Source organism: Erwinia sp. JH02 (assembly GCF_013074405.1).
Lineage (GTDB): Bacteria > Pseudomonadota > Gammaproteobacteria > Enterobacterales > Enterobacteriaceae > Erwinia > Erwinia rhapontici.
On record NZ_JABANZ010000001.1, the window covers coordinates 76,343 to 103,255 of the forward strand.

At 53.4% G+C, this 26,913-nt stretch carries 24 protein-coding genes; 11 read left to right on the top strand and 13 right to left on the bottom strand.

Annotated elements, in window-relative coordinates:
• Window positions 1-187: 187 nt before the first annotated feature.
• The 3 genes from pyk to HHI26_RS00345 form a co-directional block, all read right to left on the bottom strand.
• Window positions 188-1,630: a pyruvate kinase gene (pyk, locus tag HHI26_RS00335; RefSeq protein ID WP_133841792.1), complete on the bottom strand. Its 1,443-nt coding sequence runs from the start codon at window positions 1,628-1,630 to the stop codon at window positions 188-190.
• 302 nt (window positions 1,631-1,932) lie between these two features.
• The gene (locus tag HHI26_RS00340; protein WP_133841793.1) at window positions 1,933-3,876 is read right to left on the bottom strand and encodes a methyl-accepting chemotaxis protein; all 1,944 of its coding nucleotides are present in this window, start codon (window positions 3,874-3,876) and stop codon (window positions 1,933-1,935) included.
• A 617-nt stretch (window positions 3,877-4,493) separates the two neighbouring features.
• A complete protein-coding gene (locus tag HHI26_RS00345; RefSeq protein WP_159336495.1) occupies window positions 4,494-5,366 on the bottom strand; it encodes a MurR/RpiR family transcriptional regulator in 873 nt (290 codons plus the stop codon).
• Window positions 5,367-5,752: 386 nt separating this feature from the next.
• Between HHI26_RS00345 and zwf the strand changes: the two genes are divergently transcribed.
• A complete protein-coding gene (gene zwf, locus HHI26_RS00350) occupies window positions 5,753-7,228 on the top strand; it encodes a glucose-6-phosphate dehydrogenase (protein WP_133841795.1) in 1,476 nt (491 codons plus the stop codon).
• Window positions 7,229-7,451: 223 nt separating this feature from the next.
• Window positions 7,452-8,090: a bifunctional 4-hydroxy-2-oxoglutarate aldolase/2-dehydro-3-deoxy-phosphogluconate aldolase gene (locus HHI26_RS00355; protein WP_171148391.1), complete on the top strand. Its 639-nt coding sequence runs from the start codon at window positions 7,452-7,454 to the stop codon at window positions 8,088-8,090.
• Between the two features lie 46 nt (window positions 8,091-8,136).
• Here the strand turns inward: HHI26_RS00355 and purT are convergent, their stop codons facing one another.
• On the bottom strand, window positions 8,137-9,315 hold the full coding sequence (gene purT / locus HHI26_RS00360) for a formate-dependent phosphoribosylglycinamide formyltransferase (protein ID WP_133841797.1): 1,179 nt from the start codon (window positions 9,313-9,315) through the stop codon (window positions 8,137-8,139).
• Between the two features lie 138 nt (window positions 9,316-9,453).
• Here purT and HHI26_RS00365 point away from each other — a divergent pair, with 138 nt between their 5' ends.
• Complete coding sequence (locus tag HHI26_RS00365; protein ID WP_133841798.1) at window positions 9,454-9,750, top strand: YebG family protein; 297 nt, start codon at window positions 9,454-9,456, stop codon at window positions 9,748-9,750.
• A 48-nt stretch (window positions 9,751-9,798) separates the two neighbouring features.
• On the opposite strand, the gene HHI26_RS00370 is transcribed toward HHI26_RS00365, so the two are convergent.
• Complete coding sequence (locus HHI26_RS00370; RefSeq protein WP_133841799.1) at window positions 9,799-10,617, bottom strand: sugar phosphate isomerase/epimerase family protein; 819 nt, start codon at window positions 10,615-10,617, stop codon at window positions 9,799-9,801.
• A gap of 200 nt (window positions 10,618-10,817) precedes the next feature.
• On the opposite strand from HHI26_RS00370, the gene HHI26_RS00375 reads away from it, so the two are divergent.
• Window positions 10,818-11,471, top strand: a complete 654-nt coding sequence (locus HHI26_RS00375) for a DUF533 domain-containing protein (protein ID WP_159336498.1) — start codon at window positions 10,818-10,820, stop codon at window positions 11,469-11,471.
• Window positions 11,472-11,615: 144 nt separating this feature from the next.
• Window positions 11,616-13,676, top strand: a complete 2,061-nt coding sequence (locus HHI26_RS00380) for a prolyl oligopeptidase family serine peptidase (protein ID WP_167863772.1) — start codon at window positions 11,616-11,618, stop codon at window positions 13,674-13,676.
• Here the strand turns inward: HHI26_RS00380 and exoX are convergent.
• The 3 genes from exoX to HHI26_RS00395 form a co-directional block, all read right to left on the bottom strand.
• Entirely contained in the window at window positions 13,673-14,338 is a 666-nt protein-coding gene (gene exoX / locus HHI26_RS00385) for an exodeoxyribonuclease X (RefSeq protein ID WP_133841802.1), read from the bottom strand. The genes HHI26_RS00380 and exoX overlap by 4 nt on opposite strands.
• 12 nt (window positions 14,339-14,350) lie before the next feature.
• Window positions 14,351-15,109 carry a carbon-nitrogen hydrolase family protein gene (locus HHI26_RS00390; protein WP_171148392.1) on the bottom strand — a complete coding sequence of 253 codons (759 nt, stop codon included), beginning with the start codon at window positions 15,107-15,109 and terminating at the stop codon, window positions 14,351-14,353.
• Window positions 15,110-15,177: 68 nt separating this feature from the next.
• Entirely contained in the window at window positions 15,178-15,408 is a 231-nt protein-coding gene (locus tag HHI26_RS00395) for a DNA polymerase III subunit theta (RefSeq protein ID WP_133841804.1), read from the bottom strand.
• Window positions 15,409-15,574: 166 nt separating this feature from the next.
• Between HHI26_RS00395 and copC the strand changes: the two genes are divergently transcribed.
• The 5 genes from copC (at window position 15,575) to HHI26_RS00420 (ending at window position 18,375) form a co-directional block, all read left to right on the top strand.
• Window positions 15,575-15,937 carry a copper homeostasis periplasmic binding protein CopC gene (gene copC, locus HHI26_RS00400; RefSeq protein WP_133841805.1) on the top strand — a complete coding sequence of 121 codons (363 nt, stop codon included), beginning with the start codon at window positions 15,575-15,577 and terminating at the stop codon, window positions 15,935-15,937.
• Between the two features lies 1 nt (window position 15,938).
• On the top strand, window positions 15,939-16,829 hold the full coding sequence (gene copD, locus HHI26_RS00405; protein WP_171148393.1) for a copper homeostasis membrane protein CopD: 891 nt from the start codon (window positions 15,939-15,941) through the stop codon (window positions 16,827-16,829).
• A gap of 62 nt (window positions 16,830-16,891) precedes the next feature.
• Window positions 16,892-17,230 carry a YebY family protein gene (locus HHI26_RS00410; protein WP_133841807.1) on the top strand — a complete coding sequence of 113 codons (339 nt, stop codon included), beginning with the start codon at window positions 16,892-16,894 and terminating at the stop codon, window positions 17,228-17,230.
• Between the two features lie 463 nt (window positions 17,231-17,693).
• On the top strand, window positions 17,694-17,948 hold the full coding sequence (locus HHI26_RS00415; RefSeq protein WP_241008193.1) for a hypothetical protein: 255 nt from the start codon (window positions 17,694-17,696) through the stop codon (window positions 17,946-17,948).
• Window positions 17,949-18,015: 67 nt separating this feature from the next.
• A complete protein-coding gene (locus HHI26_RS00420) occupies window positions 18,016-18,375 on the top strand; it encodes a bleomycin resistance protein (RefSeq protein WP_171148394.1) in 360 nt (119 codons plus the stop codon).
• A 153-nt stretch (window positions 18,376-18,528) separates the two neighbouring features.
• On the opposite strand, the gene HHI26_RS00425 is transcribed toward HHI26_RS00420, so the two are convergent.
• Window positions 18,529-19,659: an AI-2E family transporter gene (locus HHI26_RS00425; RefSeq protein WP_133841809.1), complete on the bottom strand. Its 1,131-nt coding sequence runs from the start codon at window positions 19,657-19,659 to the stop codon at window positions 18,529-18,531.
• A gap of 126 nt (window positions 19,660-19,785) precedes the next feature.
• On the bottom strand, window positions 19,786-20,580 hold the full coding sequence (locus HHI26_RS00430; protein WP_159336531.1) for a spermidine synthase: 795 nt from the start codon (window positions 20,578-20,580) through the stop codon (window positions 19,786-19,788).
• A gap of 302 nt (window positions 20,581-20,882) precedes the next feature.
• Here HHI26_RS00430 and HHI26_RS00435 point away from each other — a divergent pair, with 302 nt between their 5' ends.
• Window positions 20,883-21,176: a hypothetical protein gene (locus HHI26_RS00435; protein ID WP_133841811.1), complete on the top strand. Its 294-nt coding sequence runs from the start codon at window positions 20,883-20,885 to the stop codon at window positions 21,174-21,176.
• Window positions 21,177-21,460: 284 nt separating this feature from the next.
• Here HHI26_RS00435 and rsmF read toward each other — a convergent pair whose 3' ends face one another.
• The 3 genes from rsmF to yebS all read right to left on the bottom strand — a co-directional run bounded on the left by rsmF (window position 21,461) and on the right by yebS (window position 26,911).
• Complete coding sequence (gene rsmF, locus HHI26_RS00440) at window positions 21,461-22,897, bottom strand: 16S rRNA (cytosine(1407)-C(5))-methyltransferase RsmF (protein WP_171148395.1); 1,437 nt, start codon at window positions 22,895-22,897, stop codon at window positions 21,461-21,463.
• Window positions 22,898-23,064: 167 nt separating this feature from the next.
• A complete protein-coding gene (locus HHI26_RS00445; RefSeq protein WP_159336532.1) occupies window positions 23,065-25,698 on the bottom strand; it encodes a PqiB family protein in 2,634 nt (877 codons plus the stop codon).
• Complete coding sequence (gene yebS, locus HHI26_RS00450; protein ID WP_133841814.1) at window positions 25,667-26,911, bottom strand: membrane integrity lipid transport subunit YebS; 1,245 nt, start codon at window positions 26,909-26,911, stop codon at window positions 25,667-25,669. Before yebS ends, HHI26_RS00445 begins: the two co-directional genes overlap by 32 nt.
• Window positions 26,912-26,913 lie beyond the last annotated feature (2 nt).

Consider the following 26,913-nt stretch of genomic DNA (forward strand, 5'->3'; position numbering starts at 1 on the left):
ACCGCGCTAACATAACGCATTCTCGCCCGATCACAATGCATAAATATGAAGGTGAGGTAGGTGGCCATTTAACGGCATCACATGATGGAGAGTTGAGGGGTAATACGCTTTGCAGAGTGAGTCTAAAGCGAGCACGAAGTGGGAGTGGAATATATTGGGCCTTGTGGCCCAATATATTCAGGCGGAATTACTCAACGCGCAGCACACGGCTGGTATTGGTGGTTCCGGTGGTGCTCATCACATCGCCCTGGGTAACGATAACCAGGTCACCTGACATCAGGAAGCCTTTTTCACGCAGCAGATTGATAGCGTCATGCGCAGCGACAACGCCATCATTATTGCTGTCGAAGAAGACCGGGGTGACACCACGATACAGCGCGGTCAGATTCAGCGTGCGCTCATGGCGCGACATCGCGAAAATTGGCAGACCTGAGGTGATACGTGAGGTCATCAGCGCAGTACGGCCTGACTCGGTCATGGTGATAATGGCCGTGACGCCCTGCAGATGGTTCGCTGCATACATCGCCGACATCGCAATGGCTTCTTCGATGTTATCGAACTGCACATCAAGACGGTGTTTGGAGACGTTAATGCTTGGGATTTTTTCTGCGCCCAGGCAGACTTTCGCCATCGCTGAAACGGTTTCTGCCGGGTACTGGCCTGCTGCCGTTTCTGCAGACAGCATGACGGCATCGGTGCCGTCGAGCACGGCGTTAGCCACGTCCATGACCTCTGCACGCGTCGGCATCGGGTTAGTGATCATCGATTCCATCATCTGGGTGGCAGTGATCACAGAACGGTTTAACTGGCGAGCACGACGGATCAGGGCCTTCTGAATACCGACCAGCTCCGGATCACCAATCTCAACGCCCAGATCGCCCCTGGCCACCATCACGACATCCGAGGCAAGAATGATGTCATCCATCGCTTCCTGGCTGGCAACGGCTTCAGCACGTTCCACTTTGGAGACGATTTTTGCATCACAGCCGGCTTCACGTGCCAGACGACGTGCATAGTTGAGATCTTCACCACAGCGCGGGAAGGACACGGCCAGATAGTCGACGCCAATTTTGGCGGCGGTCAGGATATCGGCTTTGTCTTTTTCCGTGAGCGCTTCAGCTGACAGGCCCCCACCGAGTTTGTTGATGCCTTTATTGTTCGACAGTGGCCCACCAACGGTCACTTCGGTGAAGACTTTCATGCCCTGGACTTCCAGTACCTTCAACTGTACACGGCCATCATCCAGCAGCAGGATATCGCCCGGTACCACATCGGCAGGCAGACCTTTATAATCGATCCCCACTTTCTCTCTGTCGCCTTCGCCTTTGCCCATGCTGGCATCCAGCAGGAATTTTTCCCCAATATTCAGGAAAACCTTGCCTTCTTTAAAGGTAGACACGCGGATTTTCGGCCCCTGAAGGTCACCCAGAATCGCGACATGCCGTCCCAGTTTAGCGGCAATCTCGCGCACTTTGTCGGCGCGCATTTGGTGATCTTCTGGCGTGCCATGTGAGAAGTTAAGACGAACGACGTTGGCGCCGGCAGCGATGACTTTTTCGAGGTTATTATCGCGATCGGTAGCGGGGCCCAAGGTGGTTACAATCTTGGTTCTTCTGAGACGACGAGACATAGAGTTTCCTTAGCTAGGGAGACCTAAAGTGATGTGTAGAGTATTCACTTAAGAGGTCTAAAGATGATTATCTATTCAGATGTACGGTTTAGTTATTCATTCTCGTACGCCAGCCTTCTTCTGCATTCGAATAAGGCTGGCGTAGTGTGAAGGCCTCGACTGATACAATACTGACACAACCCGCCAAAGTCACTCCTATCGTAAGACATTCCCTTAAGAATGACCTTGGTGGTGCAGGAACCTGCTATAACCTTGACGCCGCGCGAGGATAAAGAAGAGCGCGCCTAAAGGTGTTGATGTGACTAAAGCCGATTCTCCTCCGTGCGGAACACCGCCACCAGCTCGCGTAATTGATTCGCACGCGCGGCAAGCTCGTCTGCCGACGACGCTGATTGTTCAACCAGAACGGCGTTCTGCTGGGTGACCTGATCCATCTGATTGACCGCAATATTGATCTGCGCAACACCCGCACTCTGTTCCTGTGAGGAGGAGGCAATGTCGTTAACCAACTGGGCCGTCTGCTCAATCGCTGAGACACTTTGCTTCACTTTGTCCCCTGCATCCTGCGCCATAGAAATACCCTGACGAGCATTTTCAACCGAGTGGGTGATCAACTGCTTGACCTCTTTAGCTGCACTGGCGGAGCGCTGAGCCAGCGCTCTGACTTCGGCCGCCACAACCGCGAACCCTTTTCCATGTTCACCCGCACGTGCGGCCTCAACGGCAGCGTTCAGTGCCAGAATGTTGGTCTGAAACGCGATACTGTCGATCACACGGATAATTTCTTCAATCTGACCGGCACTGGAGCTGATCTTTTGCATTGACTCCAGAACGGACTCCATGGCTTCCCCGCCCAGCAGCGCAGCATCGGTTGCTGAACTGGCCATGCCGGCAGCGTGGCGGGTGTTATCCGCATTCTGCAAAATAATCGATGAAAGTTGTTCCATGCTGGCAGCAGTTTGAGCGAGAGAGGCGGCCTGTTCTTCTGTGCGTGCTGAGAGATCGCCATTTCCCTGTGCTATCTCTTCAGAGGAGGTGGCGATGGTTGTCGCATTATTTTTTATATCGGCAACCAGTTCCGAGAGGCGGTGACGCATTTGCATTAAGGAGTGAATTAGCGCCGCCATTTCATTGGTGCCGTTAACCTGAACCTGAGACGTCAAATTACCCGAGGCAACCTCTCTGGCAACGTGTGCCACATCACGCAGCGGATCAGTGATGGAACGGATGATATAAATCGCCAGTGTCACAACGATAAGCATAATCGTTGCCAGCACGCCTAACAGTTCATATTGATTATATCTATGTTCACTTATCTGCGCCGACAGCATGTTATCTAATTCATCCGCTGCTTCATTGGCGAAGGTAGAGTACTGATTGATAGCATTGGTGAAAACAGCAACAAATTCGGTCGGTTTGAGATTATTCAGACTACGATTCACAAAGACAGCTTCTGCCATTTTCAATGCTTCATCGGTTTGTTTAAAAGCATTGCTCGTGCGAGTACTGAATTTTGTGCGCAAAGAATGATCGGTCTCGAATGATTTCAGCAGATTGTCATTATAAAGACGCAGGGCATTTCTGCCATTCAGTATCTGAAACTCCATGCGGGCATAGTCGCTGTCGTTAATACCTTCCTTACTTGCCAGTAATGAGGTACCCCGGGCACGGATCTGCCCGAGTGTTTCAGTCAATTCCGGCAACCGGTTAAAGGTGCTGATGATAAACTGATAAGTATTTAAATCAGGATCCAGTGATAATCCGTAGAAATCGACGACCTGCATATTGGTATCGAGCAATGTACGTATCAGCTGGGCATGGTGCGTTAAACTGGTTGCCAGGGTTAAATTTCGGTTATCTATATCAGTTTGTAGTTGACGCCAAAGGCCGGTCAGCCTGCTAAAACTTTGCAGGGCAGCACTTTCACTGGCCGAGGAGCGCAATGTGCCCTGAATGGCATCGCTTAATACGTTGATCTGTTCTTTCAATGCCAGCCTTGCCGGTGCATCGGGCGTGTTTTGAGCGATAGCGATGGCGGCTTCTGCACGATGGCGCTGCATAAGATTCAGCAGTACCAGCATCTGTTTTTCAACGGGGATGCCCTGTAGTTCTAACTCTTTTGCACTGATCTGCTGATTTCCCTCATCAATAAATAAGGCGGTAGGTACAGCAAAAAGTATCAGTGCAAAGAAAGCAAGGAGCATGAATTTTGCAGGCAGGTTGATATTATTCAGTATCTTTTTCATTTTGTATTTATTTCCACAGGTGAAATTTTAGTACTAAAAATGTGCTGTTAATGCATTGTGCTCAGTTTGTATTTTTTTGTCAGAGCCAAAATGTAGTGATTAACGAAAATGAATAAACTGAATTTTTTTAAAAGCATTTTCATGCCATGACGGGCAATAAGTTGTTTTTACCAATTGGTCGATTAATTTTTATGAATTATAGGTAGGGATTTGCGATTGTCCACGAGGTAAATAGATGATATTTATTAACGTGACTTTTGAATCCAATTCATTATCAGTAAGTTGATTTTTATCGTTATTTTTAGATTTAGCTGTTTATATGGTCACGATGGTTTTAATCGATCATACGTATTTCTTATGGTTTGAAAAAAAGATTTAAGTTTTGCTCAATAATGCCGATAAGCGGTTTTTTGAGATACGTATCTTATTATTAGGTGAAATGAGTAAATTATTACCTGTTCTTATCGCTGTGGGGGGAGCGGATACATCGACACAGTGGCAGTATCAATCTGCTCTGTTGATTACATTCTGAGGGTAGGACATTTTTTTGTTTCATAGCAGCCAGCGTGGGGCCAGATGAATGTCCCCCACGCGATGACGCGATAAAAATGGCTCACTCAATGCGCTTTCAGCACAGAATCAGGGCTGTCTTTGTCGAATCGGGATTCTCTGAGCGCCTCTTTAACCCGCTTAAGATTATCGCGGAATTTTGCTCCGCGCCGCAGGGTGAAGCCGGTGGCCAGCACATCAATCAGCGTTAATTGCGCCAGGCGCGACACCATCGGCATATAAATATCGGTATCTTCAGGAACATCCAGCGTCAGGGCCAGCGTGGCCTCGCGCGCCAGTGGCGACCCGGGAGAGGTGATGGCCAGTACCGTGGCATCGTTTTCCCGCGCCATCATCGCCAGCTCAACCATATTTTTGGTGCGGCCGGTATGGGAGATCAGCACCATCACATCGCCTTCACCGCTGTTCATGCAGCTCATGCGCTGCATCACAATGTCATCGGAATAGATCACCGGCACATTGAAGCGGAAAAATTTATTCATTGCATCGTGTGCCACGGCAGCAGAAGCCCCCAGACCGAAGAAGGCAATTTTCTTTGACTGGGTCAGCAGATCGACGGCACGGTTAACGGCACCGACATCCAGACTTTGTTTCACCCGATCCAGCCCGGCCATCGCGGACTCGAAAATTTTCCCTGAGTAAGACTCAACGCTGTCGTCCTGTTCAACGTTACGGCTGACATAGGGCGTTCCGCTGGCCAGGCTTTGTGCCAGCTGCAATTTGAAGTCAGGGAAACCTTTGGTTTTCAGCCGGTGGCAAAAGCGATTCACCGTCGGTTCGCTTACGCCCGCCGCGCGAGCCAGCAGGGCAATGCTTGAGTGCATGGCAGTGGTGGGAGAATCGAGAATGACTTCGGCAACTTTGCGCTCTGATTTGCTCAGATTTTCCAGCTGTGATTGAATTTTTTCCAGCATATTCATAGTGCTACCCGTTCATACATTCTGACGATTTCAATCAAAGGAGAAATCGATGTCATTTTGTAGAGAATATACAATGCGCTACAGCCTCGGTGGCAGTAGCATAACGACATTAATTTACATTTTTTGCCAGAGTTTGAGCTGTGTCTGATTTTCAGAATGGTAAGAACAGTAACAAAAATGACGAAAAATTACGCACAATCTGATGGTAGGCCTCCGAAGGTTGCCACTAAATTAAGCATTGATTGAATACATTGTGCCGCAGTGGCCTCCCCTGGTTTACGAGGAGCAGGCAAAAGCAGTACATTGTATTGAAACAAAATTACAATAAGAGTCTGTCCGACTACGGAATCTCAGGGACAGGCTAATCCTGCAACGAGGAGAATGAAATGGCGGTTACACAAACAGCCCAGGCATGCGATCTGGTAATTTTCGGTGCCAAAGGCGATCTTGCGCGCCGGAAACTGTTGCCCTCTCTGTATCAATTGGAAAAAGCCGGTCAGATCCATGAAGATTCACGCATTATCGGCGTTGGCCGTGCGGAATGGGATAAGGCTGCTTATACCAAGGTGGTGCGTGAGGCACTGGAAACCTTTATGAAGGAGAAGATCGACGAAGCGCTGTGGGATAAACTCAGCAGCCGTCTCGATTTCTGCAACCTGGATGTGGATGACCGCAGCCATTTCCCTCGTCTGGGAAAAATGCTCGACCAGAAAAAACGCGTCACCATTAACTACTTCGCGATGCCGCCAAGCACCTTCGGAGCCATCTGTAAGGGCCTGGGTGAAGCGAAGCTGAATGCGCAACCTGCACGCGTTGTGATGGAAAAACCACTGGGTACGTCTCTGGCAACATCGCGCGAGATTAACGACCAGGTGGGTGAATACTTCGAAGAGAACCAGGTGTTCCGCATTGACCACTATCTCGGTAAAGAGACGGTACTCAACCTGCTGGCGCTGCGTTTTGCTAACTCCCTGTTTGCCTCTAACTGGGATAACCGTACCATCGATCACGTGCAGATCACCGTGGCGGAAGAAGTGGGGATCGAGGGCCGTTGGGGTTACTTCGATAAAGCGGGCCAGATGCGTGATATGATCCAGAACCATCTGTTACAGGTGCTGACCATGGTGGCCATGTCGCCGCCAGCCGATCTCTCTGCGGATCGCATTCGCGACGAAAAAGTGAAAGTTCTGCGCTCCCTTCGTCGTATCGATCACACCAACGTGCGTGAAAAAACCGTACGCGGTCAGTACACCTCCGGTTTTGTACAGGGCAAAAAAGTCCCTGGCTATCTGGAAGAAGAGGGGGCTAACAAATCCAGCACCACCGAAAGCTTTGTCTCCATCCGCGTGGACATCGACGACTGGCGCTGGGCTGGTGTTCCGTTCTATCTGCGTACCGGCAAGCGTCTGCCAACCAAGTGTTCAGAAGTGGTGGTGTATTTCAAAAACCCGGCACTGAACCTGTTTAAAGACACCTGGCAGGAACTGCCACAGAACAAACTGACCATTCGTCTGCAGCCGGATGAAGGCATGGATATTCAGATCCTGAACAAAGTGCCAGGGCTGGATCACAAACATAACCTGCAAACCACCAAACTGGATCTGAGCTTCTCAGAAACCTTCAATCAGTCGCATCTGGCGGATGCCTATGAGCGCCTGCTGCTGGAAACCATGCGCGGTATCCAGGCCCTGTTCGTGCGTCGTGACGAAGTTGAGGAAGCCTGGAAATGGGTTGACTCCATTATGGATGCCTGGTCTTCCGATAAAGAAGCACCTAAGCCTTATCAGGCGGGAACATGGGGGCCTGTGGCTTCCGTGGCCATGATCACCCGTGATGGTCGCTCGTGGAATGAATTCGAGTAATCTGTCCTGACAGGTTAAGCCCGCTTCGGCGGGCTTTTTTGTGGGCAAAATACGGCTTCATAAAAAATGAACCTGCATTTTAAAAACACAACGATCGCGTAGACGCTCGCGGTGCTTCTCCTGTATGGTAGATCGCATAATCACTTCCTGACGCCGCGAGCGTCACTTTTGCCTGCTACGATCCACCAGGACGGAAGGCAGGCCAGACAGGAGAACGTCGTTGATGAGTAACTGGAAAACAAGCGCTGAACAGATTCTGAAAACAGGCCCGGTTGTGCCGGTGATCGTGGTGAACAAGCTTGAGCATGCTGTTCCGATGGCGAAAGCATTGGTAGCGGGTGGTGTGCGTGTGCTGGAAGTGACGCTGCGCACGCCCTGCGCGATGGATGCCCTGAAGGCCATGGTGAGAGAAGTGCCTGAAGCGATTGTTGGGGCAGGCACCGTGTTGAACGCGCAGCAGTTGAAAGAAGTCACCGATGCGGGCGCGCAGTTTATCATCAGCCCGGGCCTGACCGAGCCGTTGCTCAGAGCCGCTGTAGACGGCTCAGTGCCGTTGATCCCGGGAATCAGCACCGTGTCTGAATTGATGACCGGTCTTGATTATGGTCTGCGTGAGTTTAAATTCTTCCCGGCGGAAGCTAACGGCGGCGTGAAAGCCTTACAGGCGATTGGCGGGCCTTTCCCACAGGTACGTTTTTGCCCGACGGGCGGCATCTCGCCGGCTAACTACCGCGACTACCTGGCGCTGAAAAGTGTGCTATGTATTGGTGGGTCGTGGCTGGTGCCAGCGGATGCGCTGGAAGCGGGGGATTATGACAGTATTACCCGCCTGGCGCAGGAAGCCGTTGCCGGGGCGCGATAAAACCACAAGGGGCGGAATTCCGCCCCTTGAATAATCCGCAGGTCTGTCAGCCGCTGACTTTTACGCTGGCAGCGGCACTGATGGCACGCTGCACCGCCTCTTCCACGTCATTGCCCGTTGCCAGTGCCACACCAAGACGGCGTTTGCCCTGAATTTCTGGCTTGCCAAACAGGCGCAGTTGCAGCCCGGCGCCCAGTGCAGCAGACAGGTTGGCGAACTGCACATTGTTGCTGTCCAGCTCTGGCAGGATCACTGCTGATGCCGCCGGACCGTACTGACGGATGCCGCCAATGGGCAGACCGAGGAACGCGCGCACATGCAGCGCGAACTCGGAGACGTCCTGAGAAATCAGCGTGACCATGCCGGTATCATGCGGGCGTGGCGACACTTCACTGAACACCACCTCATCACCGCAAACAAACAGCTCAACGCCAAACAGACCGCGTCCACCCAGTGCATTCACCACTTTTTCAGCAATCTCCTGCGCACGTTTCAGTGCGAGCTCGCTCATCTGCTGCGGCTGCCAGGATTCGCGATAGTCGCCATCTTCCTGACGATGTCCGATAGGCGCGCAGAAGTGAATGCCGTCGACAGCATTGATGGTCAGCAGGGTGATTTCGAAATCAAACTTCACCACGCCTTCAACGATCACCCGACCGGCACCGGCACGGCCACCCTGTTGTGCATATTCCCATGCAGCATCCAGCTGTGCGGCTTCACGAATAAAACTCTGCCCTTTACCGGAAGAACTCATCACGGGTTTTACGATGCACGGGAAACCGATCTCATCAGCGGCGGCCAGGAAAGCCTCGCGGCTGTCGGCAAAGCGGTAGGATGACGTCGGCAACGCCAGATCTTCCGCAGCAAGGCGGCGAATACCTTCACGGTTCATGGTCAGTTTCGCGGCGCGTGCGGTCGGCACTACGTGCTGTCCCTGTTTTTCCAGTTCGATCAGCATATCGGTGGCGATCGCTTCAATTTCCGGCACCACGAAGTCCGGCTTTTCCTGCGCGACCAGTGCGGCCAGGGCCGCGCCATCCAGCATATTGATCACATGGCTGCGGTGGGCAACGTGCATCGCAGGGGCATCGGCATAGCGATCCACGGCGATCACTTCCACACCCAGACGCTGGCACTCCAGCGCTACTTCTTTGCCCAGTTCACCGGATCCCAGCAGCATTACACGGGTTGCATTAGGGCGCAGCGCAGTTCCAAGAGTTGTCATAATCTCTACCTGAATGGATTGAAAAAAACGCGCGAAGTATAAACGAAAACGTTTGCGTAATCATCCGCACTTTACGCTTGAGTGAAAAAAGCGACGCTGCTACACTGTATAAAAATACAGTTAAACAGGACGGAAATCATGGCTGTTGAAATCAAATACGTTGTCGTCAGAAAAGGTGAGGAAAAGATGACATTTGCCAGCAAGAAAGAAGCCGATGCTTACGACAAAATGCTCGACCTGGCGGAAGTCTTTGCCGACTGGCTGACCGCCAGCCCGCTGGAAATGGAAGAACAGCAGGGTGAAGCGCTGGGGCTGTTTATGGCGGAAAATAAAGACGCGCTGCAACAGATCCTCCGCACCGGTAAACTGCCTGAAGAGAGCAGTGCGGCTGATAACAGCGACGCATCTGATGAAGGCAAACTGCGCGCGGTGTAACCCGCCCCTGCTGTGGCTGATCTTTTTTCTGATCAGCCGTTCAGATCATTATGTGCTCAGCACACTGCGCAATGACGCCATCGCTGCCTGTGCCGTTTCCAGCGGGTCAGCAGCGTGGCGTTGATCGTTAAATACTTCCAGGCCTATTGGCCCCTCGTAACCGATCTGCTGCAAATGCGCTAACAGCGCCTTCAGTGGGTATTGGCCCTCACCGGGTAACAATCGGTGATGCCGGGCCGTATCGACCAGATGCTTTGCATCCGGCTGCTCATTCAGATCGGACAACTGCACCAGAAAAATCTTCTCTGCCGGAATACCGGCCAGGTCTGCCAGCGTTCTCTGGCGTACAAAAATATGAAAAGCATCCACCACCAGCCCCAGATTGGGTGCGTCAATTTGCTGGATAAGCTGCCATGCCTGGGCGGTGTTATTAATATGCTGGCTCCAGGCCATCGCCTCATACGCTACGCGCAGGCCATGATCTGCCGCCTGCTGCACCAGCCAGCGTAAATCCGCTTCGATACGTTCTGTGCAACAGTGCGGATGAGTGGATGCCGGCACCAACAGCGTTGATGCGCCAAGGCGTTGCGCCGTTGCCATCATCTGTAAGGCTTCATGCCGTTTATCCTCACGCAGGCTCTCTGGCGCCCCATCAAAATCCAGCAGCACCTGGTAATCCGTCAGCCCGAGGGAAAGCTGCTGGCAGAGATCGGCCAGCGCGGCGGCATCGCCCACGGCTTCACTCACATCCTGCTGCCACAATTCCACCTGACTGAAACCCGCCGCTGCAGCTGCACGCAGTTTCTCTTCACTGCTGCCACCGAGCAGGATGGTATTGATAAACAATGGGTTCGCCGAAAATGCCATTTGTATCGATTCTCCTCTGCGTAATTTCCTTTTCAGGGTAGAGGCAATGCAACCATCCAACAACTTATCCACGACTGACTGCAGGATATCTGTCCATCTGCCGCTGGAAACAACGGGAAATTTTACAGCCTTTTCATCGTTTGACGTTTCCTGACGTGTGCTGCTTTATTGTGGTGTTTTCGGGTAATGAAGGACTGACTATGAGCAACTGGCTGCAACAGATTCAGACGGTATTAGGCAAGGCAGGCAAATCCTCCTCTGGCGGAGAAGGGCTGAGCAAAATGCTGGCCCCCGGTGCACTCGGTGGCCTGGCGGGATTGCTGATTGCCAGTAAATCTTCCCGCAACCTGTTGATGAAGTACGGGAAGAACGCCGTAATCATCGGCGGCGGTGCTGCTGCGGGTGCCCTGTTGTGGAATAAGTACAAACAGCGTGTCAGTGAAACCCATCAGGATCAGCCTGAGTTTGGTCAGCAGAGCTCCCCGGTCGACCGTCGCGCCGAGCGTCTGATTGAAGCGCTGGTCTTTGCGGCCAAAAGTGACGGCCATATCGACAACGATGAGCGTAAAGCCATTGATGAACATATTCGCCAGTCTGGTTTAGGTGCGCAGGGCGAGCAGCTGGTGCAGCGTGCCATTGACTCTCCGCTTGATCCGCAGAAGCTGGCGGCCGATGTGAAAAACGAAGAAGAAGCGCTGGAGGTCTATTTCCTCAGCAACCTTGTCATCGATGTTGACCACTTTATGGAGCGCAGCTATTTGCAGGCGCTGGGCGATGCCTTGAAAATCCCACAGGACGTGCGTCAGTCGATTGAAACCGACATTCGTGCCGAGAAGCAGAAGCTCCCTGCCTGATAGATCAGTTAATCCTTCGCGGGTGAACACTGTCACCCGCGCAAAAAAATCCCCTGAAAAGCACGTTGTTGCACTGATAACGGCTTGTTAATCAGTCTGGTTGCTGCCAACCTTACACACAGGCACAGCAACTGCGAAGAGACTATGACACCTCCTAAAGCGAATAAAATTCCCCATCAGATGACCCTGCACGGTGATACCCGTATCGATAATTATTACTGGCTGCGCGACGACGAGCGCGAAGCGCCAGAGGTGCTTGCGTATCTGCGGGCTGAGAACGACTACTGTCAGCAACAGTTGCTGCCGCAGCAGGCCTTACAGGCGGAGCTGTTGCAGGAGATCATCGACCGCATTCCTGCCCGTGACCATTCGGTGCCTTATGTGAAGCGGGGATATCGTTATCAGAGCCGCTATGAAGAGGGGAATGAATACACGATTTACGCCCGTCAGCCCGCCGACACGAAGACGCCGGACCACTGGGATACGCTGCTGGATGGCAATCAGCGTGCTGCTGACCATGAGTTTTATACCCTGGGCGGCGTGGCGATCAGCCCGGATAACCAGAAAATGGCCGTGGCAGAAGACTTCCTGTCACGCCGGGTGTACGGCATTCGTCTGTGCAACCTTGAGAACGGCGAGTGGTACCCGGAAGTGCTGGAAGGCGTCTCCTCCGCGATGACGTGGGCCAGTGATTCGCGAACCCTCTACTATGTGCTGAAAGATAAAAAGACGCTGCTGCCGTATCAGGTATGGCGGCATACGCTGGGCACGCCGCAGCAGCAGGATCAGTTGGTGTATGAAGAGGAAGATGACACCTTCTACGTCAGCGTTTACAAAACCACGTCCGAAGAGTTTGTGGCGATTGCTCTCGGCAGCAGCACCACCAGTGAGATCCTGTTGCTGGATGCCGCTGATGCCGATGCTCAGCCCCAGCTGTTCTCTGCGCGGCGTAAAGATCATGAGTACAGCGTGGACCATTATCAGGGGCAGTTCTATGTGCGTTCCAACCGGGATGGCAAGAACTTCGGGTTGTACCGCAGCGACAGTGCAGATGAGCAGCAGTGGCAGCCGCTGATTGCGCCACGGGATACGACTGTGCTGGAAGGCTATACGCTGTTCCGCGACTGGCTGGTGGTGGAAGAGCGTCAGCAGGGGCTGACCAGCCTGCGTCAGATAAACTGGCAAAGCGGTGAGAGCACCAGCATTGCCTTCGACGATCCGGCCTATGTGACCTGGATTGGTCATAATCCGACGCCGGACAGCAGCAAAGTCCGCTACGGCTACTCATCCATGACCACGCCGGATACGCTGTTTGAACTGGACCTGGACACAGGTGAGCGTGAAGTCCTTAAGCAGACGGAAGTGAAAGGGTTTGATGCGGCTCGCTATCGCAGCGAACGCCACTGGATCACCATGCGTGATGGCGTCGAGGTCCCCGTTTCACTGGTGTACCGTAAAGACAGCTACCAGCCGGGAACCAACCCGTTGCTGGTTTACGGTTATGGTTCTTACGGCAGCAGTATGGATGCTGATTTCAGCGCCAGTCGTCTCAGCCTGTTGGATCGCGGGTTTGTCTTTGCCCTGACGCATATTCGTGGCGGCGGTGAGATGGGTCAGCAGTGGTACGACGATGGACGTCTGCTGAATAAAATGAACACCTTCCATGACTTTATCGATATCACCGATGCGCTGGTGGAGAAAAAGTACGGCGATGCGGAAAAACTCTATGCGATGGGCGGAAGTGCCGGTGGGTTGCTGATGGGCACCGTCATTAATATGGCCCCGGAGCGTTTCAAGGGGGTCGTCGCGCAGGTGCCGTTCGTGGATGTGGTGACGACGATGCTGGATGAAACCATTCCGCTTACCACTGGCGAGTATGACGAGTGGGGCAATCCGGCTGAGGAGCAGTATTATCACTACATCAAACAGTACAGCCCGTATGACAACATTAAGGCGCAGGATTATCCGCATCTGTTGATCACCACCGGTCTGCATGACTCCCAGGTTCAGTACTGGGAGCCGGCAAAATGGGTGGCTAAGCTACGTGAGCTGAAAACCGATAATCATCTGCTGTTGCTGCAAACGGATATGGACTCTGGTCATGGCGGAAAGTCAGGCCGTTTTAAAGCCTATGAAGGGGTGGCGCTGGAGTATGCATTTCTTATCGGGCTGGCCAGCGGCCTGCTGACCACACCCGCGGCTTAATCCGTCGCACTCAACGCCCGCTGCATGGCACTGCGTAAGTCGGGCTTCAGATCCGTGATATTTTTTAGCATCCACTTTAAATATCCCGGATCTTTCTTCGCCACATCATCCACTTTCTGCCCGCGATACTTACCGAACGGGAAGGTATTAAACGATCCCTGCACCTGCATCCGACGGATCATCTCTGGCGCATCCCAGCCGCTGAACGACATAATACGGATCAGCAGCGCCGCAGTGATGTAGCAGTCATATAGCGCACGGTGGGCATGTAAATTTTCCGGCGGCGTCACCTCCAGCTGTAAGGATTCGCGCAGCGCCAGATTACTGTATTTCAGGCCCGGCCACAGGCGGCGCGAAAGCGCCATTGTGCAGATCCATTCACCGGGCATCTCCGGCAGCATACGGCGGTCAAAGCTGGCATTGTGTGCCACATAATAAGGGCTGCCGTGATAGCGGCCGATCGCCTGCTCAATGGTGGGTTTCCCCCGCACCATGGCCTCGGTAATTTTATGGATGGCCATGGCTTGATGGCTGATAGGGCGGTCGGGTGAGATCAGGTCGCTCATTGGATTGACGATCTGTCCGTCAATCACATCCACCGATGCCACTTCGACAATACCACCCTGCAGGCCGCAGGTTTCCGTGTCTATCACGCGTAACATAGATTCTCCCGTTTACAGAACTGACGGGCAGGGTAACGAATGCGCCTCTCCTTGCCAATGATTACCGCTACGACGGGCAATAATCAGTTGCTCGCCTTCGCCCCCGCGAATGACCTGGCGTCCGGTCGGGTCCCAGAAGGCACTTTTACCCGCACACTGGTAGCCGCCCGTGGGCCAGGCGTGATTCGCCATCACCACTGCCATTTGATAATCACGCGACCAGCGGGCGAGGTAGCTGCAGTCGGTTTCATATCCCTGTTCGGAAACCAGCACGCTGGTGGCATAGAGATCGGCACCGCGAACGGAGGCATCACGGGCAAAGGCTTCCACGCTGATATCGGCACAAATGGCCAGCGCCACCTGATGACGCTGATATCCAAATAACGGCACCGTATTACCTGCCGCGAAAATCTCTTTTTCCTGACCGTACAAATTGCGCTTACTGTAGGCGATGCGCGTACCGTCCGGCAGGAATGTCAGTGCGGAGAGGCGAACATTATTGTCCGCCTTTAATGGCAGACCGATGCTGATGCCCATCTGATGCTGCTGCGCCGCGTGGGCAAAGGGTTGCAGCCGTTCGTCGTCCAGCGAGAGCGCAAGTTCAGCCATCAGCGGAAGCTCATAACCGGTCAGCGAAAGTTCAGGGAACATCAGCAGGTCAACGCGCAGCGACGCGGCCTGCTGGATGAATTCGAGGTGGTGTTGAATATTCCAGGCGATATCGCCCGGACGGGAACCTGACTGTGCTGCCGCGATAGTCCAGCTGGACATAAAAAAACCACCCTGAAGAGTAAAGTAAGGCCTTCATCTCAACCGAAGCGGGAGCAAAAAACAAGCCACTATTTTTGTTTAGGTTCGTACGGCAGACGCGAGAGTGACAGGGAGGCCTGGCGGTAGTGAGTCAGACGCTCACGGAACCACTCCTGTAGCGCTGGCGGTTGCTCACGCAGCACCATTTCGGCAATAACCGGCATGTTATAGCGTTCTTTAAACGCCACCCCGGCAGCGGCCAGATCAACGTTGATTTTGTCTTTATCTGTCTGCGGCAATGTGGCCAGATTGTAGCTCATGGTGTTCCCCCCTTAGTGTGTGGCAGAAAATAATGCAGAAGGCACGGATTAGCAAGTCTGACGGCCAATTGATAGTCGCTATCACCTCGACACCCGTTTTTAAGCGGAGTATTCTTTCGCCCTCAGGCAGCAAGGCGCTGCGATTTGCTAAGGATCATTGCGACATATGCGACATTTCTTCAGGGTTTCCGGCTTCTTACTCGCCGCACTGTTTACCCAACAGGTTTCCGCTCATGCCCACCTTAAAAGCCAGTATACCGCGGTTAATCCCGCCGGTAGCGAATGGCCTGAGTCACTGACCATCTCCTTCAGCGAGGATATCGAGCCAGCATTTAGCGGCGTGGTCGTCAGCCGTACCGACAACAAGCCGGTCGATCAGATCAAAGCCGCCCTTGACCCGAAACAGCACAATACCCTGCGGGTACAGTTTAAACAGCCGCTGAGCAGTGGTGAGTACAAGGTGACATGGCATGTGCTGTCAGTAGACGGGCATAAGACCAAAGGGAACTACACCTTCAGCGTGAAGTGATATGTCACTCACGGGCTTCTATATTCTGTGCCGCTGGCTGCATTTCTGCGCACTGATGTCGCTGGTCGGGGCCGGAGTCACCACGACGTTGCTGGCTCCGGCACGTTATCGCGCCGATCTTACCCGGCGGCTGATGCCGTTAATCCGGGTGAGTACCTGGCTGACGTTGCTGAGTGCGCTACTGCTGCTGGCGGCACAGACAGGACAGATGGGGGACGGCTGGCAGGATACGCTTGAAGGCGATATCTGGCTGGCGGTGCTACAGACGCAGTTTGGCCGCGCATGGCAGTGGCAACTGGCGCTGGCCGTATTGTGTTGTCTGGTGCTGTTGTTTCGCAGACGACTGAGTGGGCAAGGGTGCCAGCAGACGGTGCTGCTGTTAGCCATATTGCAGCTCAGCGGGCTGGCCTTTACCGGACATGCTGCGATGCTGGATGGCTGGAGCGGTGTATTCCAGCGCGCCAATCAGACAGTGCATCTGCTGAGCGCGGCATTCTGGGCGGGTGGCCTGCTTCCTGTCGTTTACCTGATGCGCGCAGCGCGGAGCCCCGAGCATCGTTACGATGCCATTAGCACCATGATGCGTTTTTCACGCTACGGTCATCTGGCCGTCATGCTGGTGGTCATCAGCGGAGTGATCAATGCGTTGCTGCTGCTCGGCTGGCCGCCTGCCAGTTTCCGCCTGTACAGCCAGCTGCTGGTGCTGAAATTCCTGTTGGTTGGCGTAATGATGGGCATTGCTCTGTTTAACCGCTACTGGCTGGTACCGCGTTTTCAGCATAGCGGGGCAGGGGCACAGCAGTCGTTTATCACCAGCACGCTGGTGGAGATCGCTCTGGCGGCGGCGGTACTGCTGGTGGTGGGCATTTTTGCCACACTCGAACCCGCCTGATCAACACCTGTTTTCGCTTATCCCGATTCAGTTTATGTTTTATCGTTTGAGGTACTAACAAGATGAAAAAGTTGGCATTATTTTGCGTCGCACTCGGCATCAGCAGCAGTGCAATGGCTGGCATCGAAACCGTGAGCCGTTTCGATATGGGCAAAGAGAACTGGCCGTTTGTGCGTGAAGAGATGATGTTAAGCTGTGAAAAAGGCAACGTGCTGCTCGCCATTAACGATGGCACGCTGGTGCAATATCCGCTGAATGATGCCGCGGAAGCCAAAGTCAAAGCGGGCCAGATAAAGGCCGGATTCCCAATCAGTAAGATTCTGGCTGACGACCCGGCCAACCCGGGCCAGAAGAAGAGCCTGGCCCCGATTATCGCGCGCGCCGAAAAGCTCTGTAACTGATTGCACGACGCTGGCGCATACCTTTCGGTGCGCCAGTTATTTCCCATTCCACTCTCGCTGAAAAGCGCAGCCCGCCCGTTTCTGCCGCCGTGATCACAATGCTAACAATCAGTTATTACGTTGTTTACAACTGGCTGGTAAACCCCCACAACTGGTCTATCTTTTAAAGTGCAAGGCGAATCGCCTGCAATAATGCCAACTTTTAGCGCACGGCTCTGAAAAGAGCCATTTCCCTGGACCAAAGACAGGAATCGTCTTTGGTCTTTTTTTGGAAGCGATTTTGTATCGACGCTATAACCGTGCCCCCAATCCCAACATCCCCACCTCCGTTTGCTTTTCCCCCTAACATAACGCAGTATCTTCAACGGCTTGCCGCTACATGGGCAACTTGCACTGCGGCGTTACGCTGCCACGGGTTCCGATGCCCGATATCAATAAATCACATGTACAAAAGGGTATTGCAATGGGAACCATGTTGGGGCTGCTGGGATTGATGTTGGGTGCATGGGCGGTACGCAGTATCTGTATGAAACCCATAAACAAAGTGAAGAAGGTGATCCTTGCGCTGATTGCCGGGCTGTATTTTCTCTCGGCAGGCGGGATAGGGGGCACGGAAGAGGACAAGATCCCGTATGTCATCGTTGCGATGCTGATTGGGGCGGCGGTGGTGTGGTACGGAAATCGTGTCTATAAAGAAAATCCCACCAACGCTGAGTAAGTCAACATTTTGCCCCAGCAATGATGTTGCAGGGGAATGATGCTCACTGCCTCTTAAGGAGCCTCGGATGACCGATCGCGCCACGCCTAATCTGCCCTCGCGGAATTTCACTGAGACAGAACATTTTTATCGTCAGATTGGTTTTAACACGCAATATAAAGATGAGCACTGGTTGATTATGCTGCGTGGGGATCTGACGCTGGAGTTCTTCCCGCACAGGGATCTTGATCCTTACAGTAGCTGGTTTAGCTGCTGTCTGCGGCTGGATGATCTCGATGGGTTTTATGCGGTGTTGCAGGACGCCGGTATTGAGGAGAAGTGCGAAGATTTCCCGCGTATTCATCCACCCCGCGAACAGCCCTGGGGATTGAGAATGGGGGCGCTGGTGGACCATGATGGAACGTTGATCCGACTGATTAGCAATTGAGTCAGGAGGGTGCTGGTTCCGTCTCCTTATTGCCTTCCGGCAGGTAAGAGGCTAACCAGATCTTGTCTTGCATTAGGATCGGCCTCATTTTGATTTAACGTCAAAGTGGGGCTTTTCTCTATAAAAAACGGGGCCTGTATCAGCCCCGTAATTTTATGATTCGTTCTCTTTTTCCAGGCCTTCCTGATGTGTCTGTCCTTCCTCGATAAAGTCAGGATCAATCCCATCGGTATTGCCTTTATGGTCCTTACCGGACAACAGGTTCCAGCAGGAGATAAACAGCGCGGCAATCAAGGGACCAATCACGAAGCCATTGAGACCATAGATTTCCATGCCACCGAGGGTCGAAATGAGAATCAGGTAGTCCGGCATCTTGGTGTCTTTCCCCACCAGCAGTGGGCGCAGGATGTTATCGATAAGACCGATGACCACCACAAAGAAGAACGTCAGTGCCAGGCCCTTCACCATCGCACCGGTGAAGAAGAAATACAGCACCACAGGCAGCCAGATAATCGCTGAACCAACCGCCGGGATCAGTGACAGGAAGGCCATCAGCGACCCCCATAAAATACTGCCCTGAATATCCGCAAACCAGAATGCAATACCCCCCAGCGCACCCTGTACTGCAGCTACGACGATGGTGCCTTTAACCGTTGCGCGTGATACTGCCGCAAACTTCACAAACAGATGTTGTTTAACAAACTGCGACAGCGGAATGGCATCCAGCGCCAGGCCGACAAGATAGGCTCCATCTTTCAGAAGGAAGAACAGCAGATACAGCATCACACCAAAGCCGATGGCAAAGCTGAAGGTGCTTTTACCAATCATCATCAGGCTACCCGCAAAGAACTGGCCGCCTTTCATCGCCACACCAGAGAGTTTTTCCTGAATGGCACTGGCATCGTTCATGTTGTTTTCTTGCAGGAAGTGACGCAACCAGTCGGGTAAATGATTGATAACGCTTGCTGCCACCGTGGTGAGCTCGGTCTGGTTACCCTGCAAACGGTTGTAGAGGGCGTTGAACTCTACCGCCAGTGAGGAGGCGACCACGGCCAGTGGGATAAATACAATCAGGCAGATCACCAACAACGTCAGCAGCGATGCCAGGCCGTTTTTATCGCCAAGATGTTTTCTGATTTTGGTTTTAAGTGGATGGAAAATAATCGCCAGAATGGCGGCCCAGAGGATCGCCGAAAAATAAGGCCCCAGGATGTGAAAAAAAGCCAGCGTGGTTGCCGCCAGTATAAAGATAAAGAATCCCTTACTAATGCCCTGAATGATCATTTTATTGTCTCTGTTTATGGTCTCGGTAATGAACGTATTCCCTTTGATCGCTAAAAATAGACCACGCTCCGGTTACCAGCAATGTTCGCCGGAAAATTTAAAGGAAATGAAGTCTAAGCAACGGTATCAGGTCTGTTGGCCAGGCCAGCGATAAATTTTATGAGCCAGCAGGGAGAAATCAGATTGATACCCTTCGCCGCTGGCTTTCATCATGGCGCGCAGTTGCGTCAGCGGCGTGCTGCAATGCCCGACGCTGGCATAGATCACCACATTGCCACTGGGCGTGGTGCAATAGAGCACAGTGCGAAACAGAGTTGTGAGTGCATCGGAAAACGCGGAGTCTTCATCCGGGGCCTGAGGATGGTTCAGTACCAGCCAACCGTTGGGCTGTAACGTTTGCGCGCACTGACGCAAAAACTCACGTGAAGACTGCAGTGGCACAATGGCGCTGGCGGAATACAGGTCAGAAAAAATCAGTGAGTAGCGGGCAGGGTCTGCCTGCGCCATGAAATCGGCGGCATCTTCCACCCGATAGTGAATATCTGGGGTTACCGGCAGGTGAAAATGCGCCAGGGCAACATCCAGCACCACCTGACGCAGCTCCACGGCATCAATGACGATCTGTGGGTTACCTGCAAACAGCGGTCGTATCAGGCATCCGCCACCCAGACCCAGCACCAGAATGCGGTTCGCGGGAGTCAGCGCCGTAGCCATCAACATGGCACAAATGTATTTATGTACGGGGATCATCGGGTTGCTTTTCTGCATTTTGCTTTGCTCGAAAACCCGGTCAAAGCTCAGAAGGCGGTAGACCTTGTTATCGATCACGGTGACCTCACCGTGTGCATCCTCAGCGGTGGCCACAATGTCGCCCCGAATGCGAAACAGCATGGAAGAAGTGTAAACATCGTTGTCAGACATGATGGTGATTCCGTGGCTCTCAGCCGGAGCCGAGCCCTTGATGATCATTTTTATACTATGTTTACATTTAACCGCAGGGCAGAGCAATGCGTGTTGCTCGCATAAAGGCAGCCCCTGACGGTTTTTACCCGCAAGAAATCACGCAAAATATCGTAGCATGAGGGTTTCATGATGAAATAAGGACGATTCAACCCCACTTTCTGCCATCATGGCTTGTGCATCATCGCCCGGCACTCTACGATGTCAGGTGGCCCGGTGCTGCGGATAACCGTAACACTGATGACTGGCCAGGAGCCTGTTGCATGAAAAGCGAGAAAGAAATTTCCATCGACCAGTTTACGGATGATGAAAAAGTATTGGTGGAGCAGCGGGTTAAAACGTTGACCGATAAACTCAGTCACGTCGCCAGTAAGAAAGAAGAGAAAGAAATCCTCAAAGAGGCCAAGCGGTTAGTGATGAAAGAGCGCGTTGTGCGCGAAAGCAGCAAAGTGGTACTGGCTAAGAAACCGCGTAAACCGTCTGCGGCAAAAGAGAGCGAAGTGAAAGATTTTAGCTGGAGTGGTTCACTGCGTAAAAATCCGCGCGCACTGAAATAATTCTGTTATCGGGGCTGTGATGGCCCTTGTATTCCTGTCTGCTTATCTCGCCTATCCCACGATAATCAAATGTACCAGTCGCGCCAGCACCTCAATAATTAATAAACTGCCTGTGGTAATCAGGGCCAGCGTCAGATAAAACTGCCTGCGTTTGCTCATCTCTGTGAAATCCGTGAAGGTCAGAAAGACATCATTTTAAAGCAATTGCGATAAACCATGCCTCAATATCGTGCCAATTGGCCGTGCCATAACGTCAATGGCGGCTCCGAAAAACCGCCAGTGAGTTACACGCTGAACAGCTTGCCGTCGCGTACCAGTTCTCGGGGGTAGCTATTTTTAATGCGGCTACCGACCTTTTTGGCCATACCAATCGGCTGCTGCTGATAACAAATGATCAGCTCATCACCTGGCAGTTCACGCTCAGGATAGATATCCCGCCCACGATACCACTCTTCCGCTTCACTGCTGCTCAATTCAACAGCATGAGGTGCCGCCGGATCAGCCAACGCGATAGCGGCTTCATGCTGCCAGCGGTAACCTTTCGGGAATGTTTCTGCCAGCTTCAGGCCGATTCGAGAGAAACGTACGCGGCCCAGCAATGCTTCTATCGCGCGCGGGAACAGCCACAGCTCTTTGTCACGCTGCCACAGCGCCATGTCATCTTCCCAGCGCAGTCCCGATTTTGCCGCCGCGGCGATCACCTCTTCCTGCTGTTTACGATTGAGCGGGCTGAAGGGCGGTTTCCCCACTTTATAGCCGGGCACCGGCAGAGGAGGCACGCTTGCCGTTTTGCGCAGACGTGCAACAAAGAAGCCTTCGCTGTCGAAAATGTGCGGGAACACATGGAGGAAACCCTCCGGCGTGGCCGCCTTTTCCGCTCCCTCGAACAGCGAGTTCAGGGGTTCAATCTCTACGGCATTCTGGTAGTGTTCCTGCAACCAGGTAATGACCTGCTGATTTTCACTGCGGTTCAGGGTGCAGGTGGAGTAAACCAGCGTGCCACCCGGGCGCAGGGCATGAAACGCACTGTTGATCAAATCTTGCTGCGTGGCGGCAATCTCGGCGGTGCTGGCTTCAGACCAGTTACGCAGGGCGTCCGCATCTTTGCGGATGACACCTTCACCCGAGCAGGGGGCATCCAGCAGAATAGCGTCAAAGCACTCGGGTAGCGCCGGGCCGAAGACGCGTCCATCGAAATGGGTCATTGCGGTATTGCTCACGCCGCAGCGGCTAAGGTTAGCGTGCAGCACTTTCACGCGGCTGGCGGAGAATTCATTGGCAAGGATGGCGCCATGATTCTTCATCCTGGCAGCAATCTGCGTGGTTTTTGAACCTGGCGCTGCCGCCATATCCATAATCCGCTCAGGAGAGGTATCACCGGAAAACAGTGCACTGACCGGTAGCATCGAGCTGGCTTCCTGGATGTAGAACAGCCCGGCGAGGTGTTCAGCGGTGCTGCCCAGCGGCAGCGTGTCGGCATCGTCACGGCTGATCCAGAATCCTTCTGCACACCAGGGAATCGGCGTTAATGCCCACTGATACGGCGCCACCTGTAGGAGAAAGTCCGCCACGCTGATTTTTAACGTATTGACGCGAAGGCTGCGGCGAAGAGGTTGCTCACTGATGGCGAGAAAACGTTCGTATTCGGTGTTATCTGGCAGTAACTGCTGCATTTGATCGAGAAAGGCTTGCGGAAAATAGACGCGGGAAGAGTGAGACACAGGCTGAATCCAGGGGAAATAAGTGCTTGCAGTTTAGCATGGTCATGACAGTGGTAAAAAATAAGAAGCCAAAAAAATCTGTTTTTTTCCTATAAAATGTCGCGGATAAAGAGCGGGGCCTTATGTTGCGACATAAGGCCCCGCTGTGTTTTGCCCTGTTTACACCACTACTGTGGCAGTGCGGTACCCCATTTGCGCCACTCTTTCGGTTCCTCTTCCTCCAGCAGGAAGTGTTTACCGGAAGAGGCTTGCGGAGCCAGCGGCACGGTTGGTGGTGTGGCGAAGGCGATACCACCCTGAATGAACTGCTGGAAGGTTCCGGTTTTCACCACCCCACCGATCAGCCCAAATTTCAGGTTGTAGCCCGATGCCAGCCAGAACACCGAGTTATTACGCACGAGGTGTTGATATTTCTTACTGATGCGCAGCGTAATCTGTACGCGGTCGGCCATTGCTCCCAGTGATGTCCCTGTCACCGTACCGACTTCCACGCCGCGGAACAGCACTGGCGTACCGACCGACAGTGAACCGCCTTCCGGTGCGTCCATCACCACATTCAGTCCGTCAAGATAACGCGCATCGGTGATGGTGGATTCCTGGAGCTCAAAGGTGCGCTGAGCACGGCCTTTGCCTGGGTCTACGTTGATATAAGGCTGAAGCAAGGTTTCCAGGTGGTTAACGCCGGCAGCCGAAATCTGCGGCGATACCACGGAGAAGCGGGTGCCAAGACGGGCGAAATCCTGCACGTATTCAGGGTAGAGCACCGCTTTGGCGATCACCTGATTATTATCGGCCCCCAGTGCCAGTGATTCTAACTGCCCAATGGTGATGCCGAGATAACGAATCGGCATACCCGCTGACAGCTTACTGGCATCATAAGTCCGCAGGGTGATCTGGCTGCCCACGGCGCGGGCTGTGGTCTCTGAGTCATACAGAACGCGTTTATCCTGACGGGTTAAACCGACGCCCGCACCGGATAAATTATCAAAGCTGATGGCGCCCTTCAGTGCACGATTCAACGGTGAGGCCTGCACGGTCAGGCCGCTACCGTTCAACTGCACGCGTGCACCGCCTTCGGCCCAGAAGACGCTGCTTTGTGTCAGCAGGCGTCGGTACTCCGGCTTGATATGTACGTTGACGTCGAAAGCATCGGAGCGCGGGTTCACGCTGACAATCTCACCCACCTGGAACTTACGGAAAAGCACCACAGAACCTGCCTGGATGTCGGGCAGACTGCTGGCGGTCAGGGTGAGGGTGGTGGGCAGAGTGTCACCGAGAATGCCTTCCTCCGCTTTCTCGCTGTTGGCATACAGCGGATAACGGGTTTTCACCGCGCCTTTGTTACCCGGATCGAGGCGAATGCCCCCGTCGACCCACTCGCGGGCGCTGGCGCCCAGCACTTCCATTCCGTCTATGCCGAGCTTCACATCCAGGCGGCTGTTAATGATAAATTTGCTGTCACCATGCACCAGATGGCGGTACTCGGCCGCCACGGCAACATTAAAGGTTACGCCTTTTTCATTCAGGGTACGCTTGATCACCTGTCCAATGCGCATTCCGTGCAGCATCAGCGGCTGCCCGGCATCAATGCCGTAGCTTTCCGGGGCATTGAGCGTCAGCTCAAGCGCGTTGGGTTGCTGTAACAGCGATTCATTGCTTGGCAAGACCGTATAATGATTTTGTGGCTCACCGTCACCCGGGATCAGCTCAAGCGTATTGCCTGTCAGCAGGCTGCTGAGGCTGGTATCGCTCAGGCTAATTTTCGGGCTACGCATTTCAATGCGGGTTCCCGTGCGCATCAGGCTGGTCACGGACGGGTCGAGGGTCAGTTCACCGCTGACTTTGCCGCTGTCCAGCAGCGTCATTTTTGTCAGCGTGCCGACCTCCAGTCCCTGATACATCAGCGGAGTACTGCCTTCTTTCAAATTCTTACCATCTGGCAGATCGAGCGAAATCATCACGCCGCGCTGGCTTTGCGCCAGGTCAGGGTAGAGGGCATAGGTGTCGTCGGATTTCGCGGCCTCCGATGTTTCTGGTGAATCGAAAGCAATAGCGCCATTGACCAGCGCGGCCAGGCTTTCCAGCTGCACTTTTGCACCGCTGAGGCCGACATCAGCTTTCACGCCTGAAACATTCCAGAAGCGGCTCTCTTTTTTCACCAGATTAGTGAAACGCCGTTCAATCAGTACGTCGATGGTCACGCCCTTGTTGCCCGAATTCAGGCTATAGTCGTAGACGCGTCCGACCGGGATTTTGCGGAAATAGACCAGCGATCCGCTGTTCAATGCACCGAGATCCGGGGCATGCAAGTGGATCATCATTTCACCCGTATTGACGCGGTATTTCGGCTGAGTATCCAGCGCAACAAAGTTCTCGCGCGGTTCGCCTTTACCGGGCATCATCCCGATGTAGTTCCCGCCAACCAGCGCATCCAGGCCGGAAACACCGGCCAGTGAGGCTTTGGGCGTGACCAGCCAGAACTGCGTATCTTCACGCAGCGCATCCTTCATATCGCTTTTAATACTGGCCTTGATCTTAATGGTGCGCAGATCGTCAGTCATGCTGATGCCCTGCACCAGACCGACTTCCACCCCCTGGTAACGCACTGGCGTGCGGCCGGGCACAATACCGTCGGCGGTAGCGAAATCGATGGTGACCGTGGTGCCGCGCTCCTGGTAATTGGTCCAGATCAGCCAGCCGGCAATCAGCAGCGCAATAAAGGGCAGCAACCAGAACGGCGATATTTTGCGCCGATTTTTGATGCGTGCGCTAGTCGGTGTAGTCGGCGTTTCCTGTTGCATGAGCATCCCAAAGTAAACGGCTATCCAGCCACTCAACGGCAAGGATAGTAAGTATGACCGCCGATCCGAAGTAGAACGCAGCGGGTCCCATTGTAAAAGCCAGAAGCTGGTCGCGATTGACCAGCGACATGGTTAACGAAATAACGAAGAGATCGAGCATTGACCAGCGGCCAACCCATTTCACCACGCGCAACAGGCGTATGCGGGTTTTCAGCCCCTGTTCGCAATTAAAGTGAATGCTGATTAACAGCGTCAGTAACACGATGACCTTAGTGAAGGGCACCAGAATACTGGCAATAAACACCACGGCGGCCACCGGAATATTACCGGAGGCCAGCGAAAGTATCCCGGAAAGAATCGTGTCTTCCTGACGCGCGCCGTTCAAATAGATGATTGAGATCGGCAGCAGGTTTGCCGGGATCAGCAACACGATGGAGGCAATCAGTGATGCCCAGGATTTTTGCAGGCTGAAGTGGCGGCGAAAACGCAGTGGAGTGTGGCAGCGTGTGCAACGTCCACGATCATCGGCGACCCCGGTGTGGTGGCAGCTCAGACAAACCTGCAATTGTACGAGGGGGACATTGGGGTTTGGCTGCGGATAAAAACGATGCCACAGCTGTTCAACATTCAGGTGAATTAACGTCAGCAGGCTCAGTAGCGTCAATATAATGAAAGCAATCAGCCCAATGCCTGGCGTAATCGCCGCATAGTCCTGAACCTTGATGGAGGCAATGGCGACACCCACCAGATAAATATCCAGCATCACCCACTCTTTTAAGCGGTCGAGCATCAGGAGCACCGGGCGCAGGTTCATGCCCAGTTTTTCACCAAAATAGAGATAAGCAATGGAGGCGACCAGCGTCACCGGTGCACCAATGGTACAAAACGCCACCATCGCAGCGGTGATCACATCGCCCTGTTGCGCCATCTGCATGATGCCGCCCAGCAGGCTGGCATAAATATTGGTTCCCAGCAGACGCACCGACATTAACGATTCATTAAATGCGAACGGCATCAGCAACATCATGGTGACGGCCATGGCCGCCAGACGCGTCATTGACCAGTCACGTCCATTAAGGATAAGCGCATTGCAACGCGGGCAGTGTGCTGACTGGCGTGATTTCACATCTGGTAAGGAAAAAAGGGTATCACATTGGGGACATCGCTGATAACGTGCCTGTGGCAGAGCATGACTGATGGCGTGTATTTTCATAT

Excerpts from the sequence above, each read along its gene's own strand:
- pyk (WP_133841792.1), bottom strand. The coding sequence starts at position 1,630 with ATGTCTCGTCGTCTCAGAAGAACCAAGATTGTAACCACCTTGGGCCCC.
- HHI26_RS00340 (WP_133841793.1), bottom strand. The coding sequence starts at position 3,876 with ATGAAAAAGATACTGAATAATATCAACCTGCCTGCAAAATTCATGCTC.
- HHI26_RS00345 (WP_159336495.1), bottom strand. The coding sequence starts at position 5,366 with ATGAATATGCTGGAAAAAATTCAATCACAGCTGGAAAATCTGAGCAAA.
- zwf (WP_133841795.1), top strand. The coding sequence starts at position 5,753 with ATGGCGGTTACACAAACAGCCCAGGCATGCGATCTGGTAATTTTCGGT.
- HHI26_RS00355 (WP_171148391.1), top strand. The coding sequence starts at position 7,452 with ATGAGTAACTGGAAAACAAGCGCTGAACAGATTCTGAAAACAGGCCCG.
- purT (WP_133841797.1), bottom strand. The coding sequence starts at position 9,315 with ATGACAACTCTTGGAACTGCGCTGCGCCCTAATGCAACCCGTGTAATG.
- HHI26_RS00365 (WP_133841798.1), top strand. The coding sequence starts at position 9,454 with ATGGCTGTTGAAATCAAATACGTTGTCGTCAGAAAAGGTGAGGAAAAG.
- HHI26_RS00370 (WP_133841799.1), bottom strand. The coding sequence starts at position 10,617 with ATGGCATTTTCGGCGAACCCATTGTTTATCAATACCATCCTGCTCGGT.
- HHI26_RS00375 (WP_159336498.1), top strand. The coding sequence starts at position 10,818 with ATGAGCAACTGGCTGCAACAGATTCAGACGGTATTAGGCAAGGCAGGC.
- HHI26_RS00380 (WP_167863772.1), top strand. The coding sequence starts at position 11,616 with ATGACACCTCCTAAAGCGAATAAAATTCCCCATCAGATGACCCTGCAC.
- exoX (WP_133841802.1), bottom strand. The coding sequence starts at position 14,338 with ATGTTACGCGTGATAGACACGGAAACCTGCGGCCTGCAGGGTGGTATT.
- HHI26_RS00390 (WP_171148392.1), bottom strand. The coding sequence starts at position 15,109 with ATGTCCAGCTGGACTATCGCGGCAGCACAGTCAGGTTCCCGTCCGGGC.
- HHI26_RS00395 (WP_133841804.1), bottom strand. The coding sequence starts at position 15,408 with ATGAGCTACAATCTGGCCACATTGCCGCAGACAGATAAAGACAAAATC.
- copC (WP_133841805.1), top strand. The coding sequence starts at position 15,575 with ATGCGACATTTCTTCAGGGTTTCCGGCTTCTTACTCGCCGCACTGTTT.
- copD (WP_171148393.1), top strand. The coding sequence starts at position 15,939 with ATGTCACTCACGGGCTTCTATATTCTGTGCCGCTGGCTGCATTTCTGC.
- HHI26_RS00410 (WP_133841807.1), top strand. The coding sequence starts at position 16,892 with ATGAAAAAGTTGGCATTATTTTGCGTCGCACTCGGCATCAGCAGCAGT.
- HHI26_RS00415 (WP_241008193.1), top strand. The coding sequence starts at position 17,694 with ATGGGAACCATGTTGGGGCTGCTGGGATTGATGTTGGGTGCATGGGCG.
- HHI26_RS00420 (WP_171148394.1), top strand. The coding sequence starts at position 18,016 with ATGACCGATCGCGCCACGCCTAATCTGCCCTCGCGGAATTTCACTGAG.
- HHI26_RS00425 (WP_133841809.1), bottom strand. The coding sequence starts at position 19,659 with ATGATCATTCAGGGCATTAGTAAGGGATTCTTTATCTTTATACTGGCG.
- HHI26_RS00430 (WP_159336531.1), bottom strand. The coding sequence starts at position 20,580 with ATGTCTGACAACGATGTTTACACTTCTTCCATGCTGTTTCGCATTCGG.
- HHI26_RS00435 (WP_133841811.1), top strand. The coding sequence starts at position 20,883 with ATGAAAAGCGAGAAAGAAATTTCCATCGACCAGTTTACGGATGATGAA.
- HHI26_RS00445 (WP_159336532.1), bottom strand. The coding sequence starts at position 25,698 with ATGCAACAGGAAACGCCGACTACACCGACTAGCGCACGCATCAAAAAT.
- yebS (WP_133841814.1), bottom strand. The coding sequence starts at position 26,911 with ATGAAAATACACGCCATCAGTCATGCTCTGCCACAGGCACGTTATCAG.